The sequence below is a fragment of the Bradyrhizobium sp. genome (assembly GCF_016462955.1).
Taxonomy (GTDB): Bacteria; Pseudomonadota; Alphaproteobacteria; order Rhizobiales; family Xanthobacteraceae; genus Bradyrhizobium.
Genome location: NZ_JAEMSD010000021.1, coordinates 20,139 through 29,483, shown reverse-complemented (window position 1 = coordinate 29,483; position 9,345 = coordinate 20,139). Strand labels below are relative to the sequence as shown.

Annotated in this window: 10 protein-coding genes; 1 reads left to right on the top strand and 9 read right to left on the bottom strand. The window is 63.4% G+C overall.

What is annotated here, in order from left to right; genetic code table 11:
- Positions 1-212: 212 nt before the first annotated feature.
- From JHD07_RS04415 to JHD07_RS04375, 9 genes are all read right to left on the bottom strand, one after another.
- On the bottom strand, positions 213-743 hold the full coding sequence (locus JHD07_RS04415; RefSeq protein WP_291619388.1) for a VOC family protein: 531 nt from the start codon (positions 741-743) through the stop codon (positions 213-215).
- Positions 744-845: 102 nt separating this feature from the next.
- Entirely contained in the window at positions 846-1,694 is an 849-nt protein-coding gene (locus JHD07_RS04410; protein ID WP_291619386.1) for an alpha/beta hydrolase, read from the bottom strand.
- A gap of 51 nt (positions 1,695-1,745) precedes the next feature.
- The gene (locus tag JHD07_RS04405) at positions 1,746-2,570 is read right to left on the bottom strand and encodes an oxidoreductase (RefSeq protein ID WP_291619384.1); all 825 of its coding nucleotides are present in this window, start codon (positions 2,568-2,570) and stop codon (positions 1,746-1,748) included.
- A gap of 58 nt (positions 2,571-2,628) precedes the next feature.
- Positions 2,629-3,303: a L,D-transpeptidase gene (locus JHD07_RS04400; protein WP_291619382.1), complete on the bottom strand. Its 675-nt coding sequence runs from the start codon at positions 3,301-3,303 to the stop codon at positions 2,629-2,631.
- A 128-nt stretch (positions 3,304-3,431) separates the two neighbouring features.
- Positions 3,432-4,040, bottom strand: coding sequence for a TetR/AcrR family transcriptional regulator (locus JHD07_RS04395; RefSeq protein ID WP_366863942.1), 609 nt, complete (start codon positions 4,038-4,040; stop codon positions 3,432-3,434).
- A gap of 297 nt (positions 4,041-4,337) precedes the next feature.
- A complete protein-coding gene (locus tag JHD07_RS04390; RefSeq protein WP_291619378.1) occupies positions 4,338-5,363 on the bottom strand; it encodes an ABC transporter permease in 1,026 nt (341 codons plus the stop codon).
- A gap of 11 nt (positions 5,364-5,374) precedes the next feature.
- The gene (locus JHD07_RS04385; protein WP_291619375.1) at positions 5,375-6,877 is read right to left on the bottom strand and encodes a sugar ABC transporter ATP-binding protein; all 1,503 of its coding nucleotides are present in this window, start codon (positions 6,875-6,877) and stop codon (positions 5,375-5,377) included.
- Positions 6,878-6,883: 6 nt separating this feature from the next.
- Positions 6,884-7,906 carry a sugar ABC transporter substrate-binding protein gene (locus JHD07_RS04380; RefSeq protein ID WP_291619373.1) on the bottom strand — a complete coding sequence of 341 codons (1,023 nt, stop codon included), beginning with the start codon at positions 7,904-7,906 and terminating at the stop codon, positions 6,884-6,886.
- Between the two features lie 142 nt (positions 7,907-8,048).
- Entirely contained in the window at positions 8,049-8,453 is a 405-nt protein-coding gene (locus JHD07_RS04375) for a globin (RefSeq protein ID WP_291619371.1), read from the bottom strand.
- 479 nt (positions 8,454-8,932) lie between these two features.
- Here JHD07_RS04375 and JHD07_RS04370 point away from each other — a divergent pair, with 479 nt between their 5' ends.
- Entirely contained in the window at positions 8,933-9,298 is a 366-nt protein-coding gene (locus JHD07_RS04370) for a DUF2946 family protein (RefSeq protein WP_291619370.1), read from the top strand.
- Positions 9,299-9,345: the final 47 nt, after the last annotated feature.

The window sequence follows — 9,345 nt, the reverse complement described above, 5'->3', positions numbered from 1 at the left end:
CCCAGCGCGGAGACACCCTCTCCCCAACCCTCCCCCGCAAGCGGGGGAGGGAGCCCACTGCCGATGTCGCCGGATCGTGCACACCATTGCGATAGCTCTGCGCCAGCGCGATGGACCCGTCACGACAGCCGTCGCGGCTGGGCCTCGTCGCACGTTCCGACATCGCTAGTGTCGCCGCGACTTGACTGATGCGGGTCTCTTTCGCTCCCTGCTCAGTCCTCGTCCTGCCACCTGCGCAGATCCGTCTGGTCATGATAGGCCATGCGGTCCGGCGTGGTGATGAATTCCATCGTCGTGCCCCACGGCATGCGGCAGTAGCAGACCTTGTTTCCAGGACCTTTTTCGGTTGCATAGGGAATGGCGCGCGGGGCAGTGAGCGGTGTGCCTCCCGCCCTCTCGAAGCGCGCGACCGATGCGTCGATGTCGTCGGTGTAGAGAGCGAAGTGCGTGATGCCGAAGTCGCTGGCGCGGATCGGCTTGGCTTGCTCGGGACCGTGCATTTCGAAGAGCTCGATGTCGGGTCCGGTTCCGATCTTGACCATCGCCTGCGCACGCACGACCGTTCCGGGAAAAGCGCCGACGGCCCGCTCGAATTCGGGTCCCTGCCGCGGCGGATCCTGCGGTCCGAAGGACTGGTAGATCACCTCGCCGCCGAAAGCTTCCACCAGAAACGACTTCGCTGCTTCGATGTCGGGCACCGTGATGCCGATATGATTGACGCCGCGAATGACGGGTGTGGTCATGACAGTCTCCTTTGCTGTTTATTCGATCCATCGCGCTTCTGCGGCGCAATTCGCCCGCAGCCTCGCAATCCGCCGGGCCCGCGACGGCGCGGGCGGGGAGTTTCAATTGGCCTCGAGGAGCTCGATCAGCGCGGCTGCGACTTCATTCGGCCGCTCGTCCGCGACATAGTGGCTGCACCGCGCGATCGAGCCGCCCCTCACATTGGTTGCGAACTCCTGGAGCATCGGCACCATCTGCGCACCGAACCGCTGCTCCCCACCCAGGCCAAGCACCGGTATCTCGAGCGGTTGCTTCTTGTATTCGAGCGCAGTCGCATGATCGGCGGTGAAGGTGCGATACCATTCCATGCCGCCACGCGTGCGGCCGGGAAGCGCCATCGCCTTGGCGTAGATCTCGATGTCCGCCGGATTGAAGGTGCTGTGATCGTAGAACCGCTCTGCCATGAAGGCCGAAACATAGTCGTATTCGCGGCCGTAAATCAGGCGCTCGGGCAGGTCCCGGCTCATATGGAAGCCGAAGTGCCAGAGCCTTGCGGTCGTCGCCTCCCATCCCGTCCAACCGGGAAGCGGAACGTCGAGGACGGCCAGGTGGGTAACAGCCTCCCGATAGATGGCGGCTTGCGGCAAGGCGACCATTCCGCCGATGTCGTGTCCGCACACGGCGTAGCGTTCATGTCCAAGGGCAACCATCACGTCATGCGCGTCGCGCGCCATCGTCGCCTTGTCATAGCCGTCGAGCGGACAGTCGGAAAAGCCCGCGCCGCGCAGATCCATGGCGACCACGCTGAAATGCTCGGCGAGCAGCGGCATCACCTTGTGCCATTCCCACCATGTTTCCGGCCAGCCGTGAAGCAGAAGGATCGGCGGGCCTGAACCTCCCGTGACGGCATTGATCTTGATGCCGTTCACCGGCACCAGCTGCTGGGTAAAGCCCTCTAAAGTTGCGATCATGATCGCTTTCCAGTCGGCTGTTGACGTCCAAACAAAGCACGCGGCCAGCGCTCAGGGCTGGTCGAAATCAGTGGCGATCGTGATGTTGCGCCAGGCGTCGATATCACTGCGGAAGGCAGCCAGCTTTCGCTCGGCGATCACGTGCGCGACCGGGCCGAGCGGCAGATGAAGCGGGGCCTCATCGGCGTCGACTGCCTGCAGGATCACTGCGACCGCCTTGTCGGGATCGCCCGCCTGACTGCCGTTGTTGGTTTCGCGATAGTGCCTGCGCGAGCTCGTGGCGTATTCCGGCATCTCGTTGGCCGCCATCGTGATCGAACGGCCAAGGAAATCGGTGCGAAACGGCCCGGGCTCGACGATCAGCACGCGAACGCCGAACGGCTTCAGCTCGCCGGCGAGCGCTTCGGAAATCCCTTCGACGGCAAACTTGGCGGCGTTGTAATAACCTGCGCCGCCGCCGCCCGCGATGCCGGCGCCGGACGACATGTTGACGATCGTTCCGCCCGAACGTCGCAGCACGGGCAGGGCGGCTTTGGTGGTTTCGATCAGGCCGAAGACGTTCACCTCGAACATCGGCCGATACTCCTCGGGCGTGCCTTCCTCGATCGCGCCGAACAGCCCGTAGCCGGCATTGTTCACGAGCACGTCGAGCCCGCCAAAGCTCTCGACCGCCTCTGCGACCGCTGCCCTGGCTCCCGCCGCATCGGTCACGTCGAGTGGCACAGTTATCATGCGGCCGCCGAAAGGCTCGGCCATTTCCTCGATCGTCTTGACGTTGCGGGCCGTCGCGACGACGCGATCGCCGCGCTGTGCCGCAGCGAGCGCCAGCCGCTGGCCGAAACCGCTCGAGCAGCCTGTGATGAGCCAAGTTTTCATTGCTTCTTCTCCGAGTTGTTTTCAGACGACAAGCCGCGATTGGCCCAGCCAGTAGAGCTCAGGAATCCAACGCCCGGCTGCGCTGAATCACGACGACGCGACTTCCAATCTTGACGCGGCCATAGAGGTCGATGATGTCTTGGTTGATCAGTCGAATGCATCCGCTCGAAACGGCGCCGCCGATAGTCTCAGGCTCGGTCGTTCCATGAATCCGGAACAATGTGTCCTGATCGCCCTGATAGAGGTATAGAGCGCGGGGACCGAGCGGATTGCCAAGGCCGCCCACCATCCCTTCTGCGAGATGTCGATACCGCGCCGGTTCCCGATCCATCATGTTCTTGGTCGGGCTCCAATGCGGCCATTCTGCCTTTCGCTTGATGATGGCAGTGCCGGCAAAGGCAAGTCCCTCTTTGCCGACGCCGATGCCGTAACGCATCGCCTTCCCGTTTCCCTCCACAAAGTAGAGATGACGAGCAGCCGTATCTACAACGATGGTTCCGACCGGCTCACCCGTCGGGTAGTCCACGCGCTGGCGCAACATTTCCGGATCAATGGCGGATATGTCGACCGCTGGTATTGTGCGAGGTCCGTCGGTCAGCTGCGCATATTCAGCAGGCGTGCTGCTGAAATCTGCATCCACCAGACCGCTGCTGCTGACGCAGCCCGATAAAAGGACTGCTATAACGCCGATCACTGCGATGCGCGCAAAGTGCCTTGCGTGTGAGTTCGTCATATCAATTCCTGATCGGTTCGAGCCAGTGCCGCGGTCGGGCCGGCGACTCTCGAGATCTTCGACATTGAACCTCCTAGTGCCGCCTTCGATGCAACTGCAATAGGAACCATTTGGTTCCTTATTGCGCTTTAAAAAACGGTCTCCATCAGGAGATCGATATTTTTCAGCATGTCGTCGCGACGTGATCCAACTTTTCCAAGAACCCTCATGCCCTGCGCGTGGGCGACGATAAAGTGCGCGATAACACGGGGGTCGCGACCCTTCCTGATTTCGCCGGCAGCTTGCCCTTTCGAGACGGTGGCAGCGAACAGGTCTTGAAGCCTGGCGAAAAGACGCTTGATCAGGTCTGCGATCTCTGGATCTCCCGGCAACATCTCAGCGGCGGTCAATACGGCGAAACATCCGCGAACGCCTTTGCTTCCAGAAGACAGATCCGCATACCGTATGAGAGCGTTGCGGATTGCCGCCTTCGGCGAAGGATCGGATCGAAGAACCTCTTGGACGTTCCGCAGGCCGTCTTCGGTATAGAGCTTGAGGGCGTGCAGGAAGACAGATTTCTTGTCGCCGAAAGCCTTGTAGAAGCTGCCTTTCGAAAGCTTCATTCCGGCGAGAAGGTCGGGCAACGACGCATCGTGATAGCCGCGATCCCAGAAGACCTGCATTGCGCGCTTTACCGCCTCGTCGAGATCGAACTCACGGGGGCGGCCGACGGGCAGTTGAGAATTGGAAGCCATCATGCAGGCAATATAGACCAATTGGTTCCGAAGTGCAATAGCGAGCGATGCTGGAGATCGGATCGAAGGGACGTGTTGGACGAGGCGGTCGAACACGCGCAATACGTTGGTCGGCAATGACGGGGAAGCGGCGACCGATCGAAGCCGCCGCCATCACGCCCCATACTGCTGTTTTGCCCGAAGAGTCAAAATTGACTTCGCTAAATCCGCACGTTGGCAGGGTCTCCGGCAAGCCATTGATTCCGCTGGCCCCGGCTACTGTGCATGGGGTTGTTTTCGCAACTTTTGCGGTGGAGCCGTCTACTCCGCCGCTTTTTCCCTCATGCGCTGCGCGTAGACGTTGATGACCAGCGCCGCCAGCAGGATCAGGCCGCGGATCAGGATCTTCAGGAAGCTGTCGATGTTGACGTGGTCGAGCCCGTTGTTGAGCACGCCGAGCACGAACAGCCCGACGATGGTGTTGCCGATGCCGCCGCGGCCGCCGAACAGGCTGGTGCCGCCGACGACAACGGCGGCGATGGAGTCGAGCAGATAGGTGTCGAACTCGTTCTGCTGCGCGCTGCCGAAATGGGCGACGCCCAGCATGCCGCCGATGCCGGAGCAGACCGCGGAGATCACCATGACCGCGCCGAGGATGAGCTTGACGTTGAGGCCGGAATATTCGGCGGCCTCGCGGTTGCCCCCGACCATGTAGACGTAGCGGCCGAACCGCGTGTAGGTCAGCACCAGATGGCCGCCGAGCAGCATCAGCGCGGCGATGATGACGAGCCAGGGGATGCCCCCGATCGAGCCGGAGCCGAGCGTCGTGATCAGGCTCGGCACCTTGTAGGCGATCTGGCCGCGCACCAGGAGCGCGGAGATGCCGGCGGCGATCTGCATCATCGCCAGCGTCATGATGAAGGAGGGGATGCCGATCACGGTCAGCCCCAGCGCGTTGACGAGGCCGAGCAGCGCGCAGAGCAGGATCGACAGCAGGATGGCCACAGCGCCGGGCAGCGGCACGTTGGCGATGTTGACGTAGGATTCCTGCAGCGTGAAGTAGGCGACCGCGATGCCGGTCACGTTGGCGATGGCAGCGATCGAGAGGTCGATCTCGGCGCAGAGGATCACGAAGGTGAGGCCGACGGCGATGATGCCGGTGATCGACACTTGCGTGAGGATGTTGCCGAGATTGTCCAGGGTTGCGAAGGAGGGGCTGGCGAAGGCGAAGAAGGTGAAGAGGCAGATCAGGGTGAGGAACGGGGCGATGTTGCGCATCTGCGAGCGCAGGAAGGGCGCAAGGCCTCGCGCCCGTTGTGCTGTCGCCGAAGCCGTCTCGCTGCTCATGTGCTTCTCCGTCACGCCGCTTCCAGTAGGCGGTCCTTGCTGACCGGCTCGTTCCTGAATTCCCGCACCAATGCGCCGCGCTTGAGCACGAGGATGCGGTCGGCCAGTGACAGCACCGTCTCCGGCTCGGTCGACAGCACGATGATCGCAAGCCCTTTTGTTCTGAGGTCGCGGACGATGTTGATGACGTCGTTCTTGGCGCCGACATCCATGCCGCGGGTTGGCTCGCACAGCACCAGCAGCTTGGGCGGATAGGTCAGCCATTTCGCCAGCGCGACCTTCTGCTGGTTGCCGCCCGAGAGCATGCCGAGATCGAGGCCGACCACCGGCGGCCTGATCTGGAGCTGCTCGACCTGGCGCTTGGCGATGTCGCGCTCCTGCGCCGGCTTCAGCAGCAGCGCCGAGATGCGGTCGAGAATGCTGATCGAGATGTTCTTGTAGACCGGCTCCTGGTGGAACAGCATGTCGCGCCGGCTCTCCGGCACCAGCGCCACGCCTGCGCGCCGCGCCGCCGCCGTACTGGCGAATGTTTTCGGCACGCCCTCGACGAAAAGCGTGCCACTATCGGGCTTGAGCTTCCCGAACAGGATGCGCGACAGCTCCTGCTGACCGCAGCCCATGAAACCGTAGATGCCGAGCACCTCGCCGGCGCGCGCCTCGAAGGAGACGTCCTTCAGGCTGCGGGACAGCGACAGCTGGTCGACTTTCAGGATCACCGAGCTGGCGCTTGGTTGCGGCAGCATCAGGTCGTCGGTGTAACTGTGCTCGAGCGCCTCGCCGCCGCGGCCGATCATGGCCTCGATCAGCGCGCCCTTGCTGGTTGCCGCGCTCGCGGTCTCCGCGACCTTCCGCCCGTTGCGGAACACGGTCACGGTGTCGGACACGTGCAGGATGTCCTCGATGAAGTGCGAGATGAAGACGATGGCGGTGCCTTCCTCGCGCAGCCGGCGGAGCGTTGCGAACAGCCGCTCGACCTCGGGCGGGGAGAGGGCGGAGGTCGGCTCGTCCAGGATGACGATGCGGGCACCGGAGAACAGCACGCGGGCGATCTCGATCAGCTGCTGCAGCCCGATCGGGAGGTCGCCGAGCCGGGCCATCGGGTCGACGTCGATGCCGAAGCGGGCGAGCTGCTCGCCGGCCTCGCGCGCCATCCGCCGCCATTGCACGAGGCCGAAGGCGTTGGTCGGCTGGTTGCCGAGGAAGACGTTCTCCGCGACGGTCAGGTCGGGCGCAACAGAGAGTTCCTGGTGCACCATGGCGATGCCGGCGGCGTGCGCATCGCGCGCCGACCGGAAATGCATCTGTTGGCCGTCGACCAGGAAGCGCCCCGAGAACTCGCTGTGCACGCCGGCGATGATCTTCATCAGCGTGCTCTTGCCTGCGCCGTTCTCGCCGACGAGACCATGGATCTCGCCGGGGCGAAGCGCGAAGTCGACACCACGAAGCGCCTCGACGCCGCCGAAGCTCTTCGTGATGCTTTGCAGTTCAAGGATGGGTGAACGCACCTCGGGCATGAAGGCTCAGATCAGGAAGTGCTCCTGCATCCACTGCATCCCCGCGGCGTTGGCCTTGGTCACGACCGGGCCGTCGGTGACGACGTTCTTCGGGATGCCTTGTCCGCTCTTCTCGCCGCCGACCACGGCCGAGACGCCCGCGATGATCGCGCCGCCATGGATGCGGCAGGAGGGATTGCGGACGGTCGCGAACATGCGGCCCTCGCTCACCGCCTGGATCGCCGGCGGCATGGCGTCGACGCCGCCGATCAAGATGTTGGTGCGGCCGCGCGCCTTCATGATGTTGGCGGCGGCGAGCGCCATGTCGTCATTGTGGAAGAAGGCCGCGTCGATCTGCGGATATTTCGTCAGGTAGGTTTCCCAGAGGCGGGCGGTCTTCGACACGTCCCAATCGGCCGGCTGGGTGTCGAGCACCTCGATGTTCGGGAACTGCTTGACCACCGAGTTGAAACCCTTGGCCCGTCCTTGCGCTCCGGTGTGGCCGAGCGCGCCCTGCGTCATGATGATCTTGCCCTTGCCGCCCATGGCGTTGCAAAGCGCCTGCGTCACCGAGGCGCCCATGAATTCGTTGTCGGGGGCGAGGAAGGAGTGGACGTTGATCTGGTCGAGCGGGGCGATCAGCGTGTCCATGTCGATCACGGGCGTGCCGGCGTCGATCATCTTCTGCACAGGCTGGGTGAGGGTGCCGATGCCGAAGGCCTGGATCGCGACGAAGTCCCATTTCTGCGAGGCCATGTTGTCGATCGCCGCGCGCTGCTTCACGGCGTCGAGCTGGCCGTCGAACCAGGTGACTTCGACGTTGAACAGCTTGCCCCAGAATTCGGCGGCCTGCTTGCCTTGCGCGCACCAGGTCGCCTGCAGGCCCGCATTGGAGAACGCCGCCTTGAGCGGCTTTTCGCTGCGTCCGACCGCGGCTGCAAGTGCGGGGTTCATGCCCATGCTGCCGAGGAGGGCAGTTGCGGCGCCGGCGGTCGCGGCCGCCTGAAGAAGATCGCGCCTCGTCGTCGAGAAATCTTTCGTCCCGGACATCGCTCGCTCCCATATGTCTTGTTGTCGGCGCGTCATTGCTTGCGCGACCGATCCGCGAAAGTCTCTCACAAGAGTTGTTGCCACTCAATCTGCAATCAGCCGCAGCGTCGTCGCGGCCCGCGCGTTGGTGCAGCGCAAAGCGTCAGGTGGGTGCGGCGGCGAATGCGTCGATCTCGGCGAGCAGGGCGTCCCAGGCCTGCGCGATCTCCGGCGTCCATTCATCGCCAAGCAGATCGCGGAGCGTGTCCCTGATGACGGCGAAGAACGCGACGAACAGCTCGCGCGGCGTGCCGTATGCATCGTGCGAAGCTGCCTCGCAGACGATCAGCCGGAACGGCCCACGACGCATCCCGGCGAAATCGAGAATGGCTTCGATCGTGAGTGCGAGCATCGATCCCCTGACGAGATCGGCGCCGTCCGAACGGAACATCGCCTGCGTTTCCGGGTGCAGCTCGAACAGGCGTCGATAGACCAGCGGCGTGAGATCGGCGCAGCGCAAGGCCGCGCGTTCGAAGCTGTCTTGGACCGGATCAGAGACCGCGTTCATCGCCAGTTCAGCCGCGCGGACAAAAAAAGAGCGGGGCCCTCGCCCCGCTCGAAAATTGTGTCGACCCTATTATCCCCGATTCTAAGATTTGCTCTTGATTGACGGGGCGACGCTGCGTTTTGCGCGCCAGGGGCTCCTCCCGAGACTTGGACCACCAGGCTTCGACCTCGCAGTCAGCGCCTGAGCAAGAGGATGCTAGATCAACTTTTCTCACTTGTCATCATTTTCGGCAACGAATGTTCAAAATAACAGCAGTTGGCGAAATGATCGGGCTCTTGGCCGTCTAAGTATATGACGGATATAATAAATCTGTTGATGGGCGGAGGCTGTTGACTGCCTCAATGCCGGACCCGCCGCGAAGCGGAAGCCCCCGATGAAGGTTTTCGCGAAGCTTGCCCTGTGCCAATCGAGGCGGCGGAACTGGCTCGACTCGGCTGCCTCCGCGGTGTTTAGTCAATCCACGACGAATGGTTCGACAGATGCGCGCACGGCTGCAAAAGTTCCTGCCTCTGGTCCTGCTCGCCCTGGCGATGCAGGTGCTGGCGCCGATTGCCGCTTGTCTGGCGGCGGGGCAGGCGATCGCCGATCCGCTGGCTGCCGCCGTCATCTGCCATAGCCCGAGCGAGCAAGGCGATCGGAGCGGCTCGCCGACTGCGCATGCCGGCGCTTGCGCCCTGTGCTGCCTCGCCCAGGCGAACGCCACGCTCGATTCGCCGACGCACGCGGCTCTGCCGCTTCCGGTCCGCCATGCCGAGCGCCTGGTGTGGCATCCGGCAGACTCCATTGCTGTCGTCTCCCCTGAGGGCTCGGTCGCCCAGGCGCGCGCCCCACCGCAATTTTCCTGACGTAGCGACAAACCGAACCGTTGGCGCGTGCTGTCGTTGCGCCGGCA

What these genes read in the sequence shown, in the direction of transcription:
- JHD07_RS04400 (WP_291619382.1), bottom strand. Translation starts at nt 3,303, where the DNA reads ATGACGAACTCACACGCAAGGCACTTTGCGCGCATCGCAGTGATCGGC.
- JHD07_RS04380 (WP_291619373.1), bottom strand. Translation starts at nt 7,906, where the DNA reads ATGTCCGGGACGAAAGATTTCTCGACGACGAGGCGCGATCTTCTTCAG.
- JHD07_RS04415 (WP_291619388.1), bottom strand. Translation starts at nt 743, where the DNA reads ATGACCACACCCGTCATTCGCGGCGTCAATCATATCGGCATCACGGTG.
- JHD07_RS04370 (WP_291619370.1), top strand. Translation starts at nt 8,933, where the DNA reads ATGCGCGCACGGCTGCAAAAGTTCCTGCCTCTGGTCCTGCTCGCCCTG.
- JHD07_RS04410 (WP_291619386.1), bottom strand. Translation starts at nt 1,694, where the DNA reads ATGATCGCAACTTTAGAGGGCTTTACCCAGCAGCTGGTGCCGGTGAAC.
- JHD07_RS04385 (WP_291619375.1), bottom strand. Translation starts at nt 6,877, where the DNA reads ATGCCCGAGGTGCGTTCACCCATCCTTGAACTGCAAAGCATCACGAAG.
- JHD07_RS04375 (WP_291619371.1), bottom strand. Translation starts at nt 8,453, where the DNA reads ATGAACGCGGTCTCTGATCCGGTCCAAGACAGCTTCGAACGCGCGGCC.
- JHD07_RS04405 (WP_291619384.1), bottom strand. Translation starts at nt 2,570, where the DNA reads ATGAAAACTTGGCTCATCACAGGCTGCTCGAGCGGTTTCGGCCAGCGG.
- JHD07_RS04395 (WP_366863942.1), bottom strand. Translation starts at nt 4,040, where the DNA reads ATGATGGCTTCCAATTCTCAACTGCCCGTCGGCCGCCCCCGTGAGTTC.
- JHD07_RS04390 (WP_291619378.1), bottom strand. Translation starts at nt 5,363, where the DNA reads ATGAGCAGCGAGACGGCTTCGGCGACAGCACAACGGGCGCGAGGCCTT.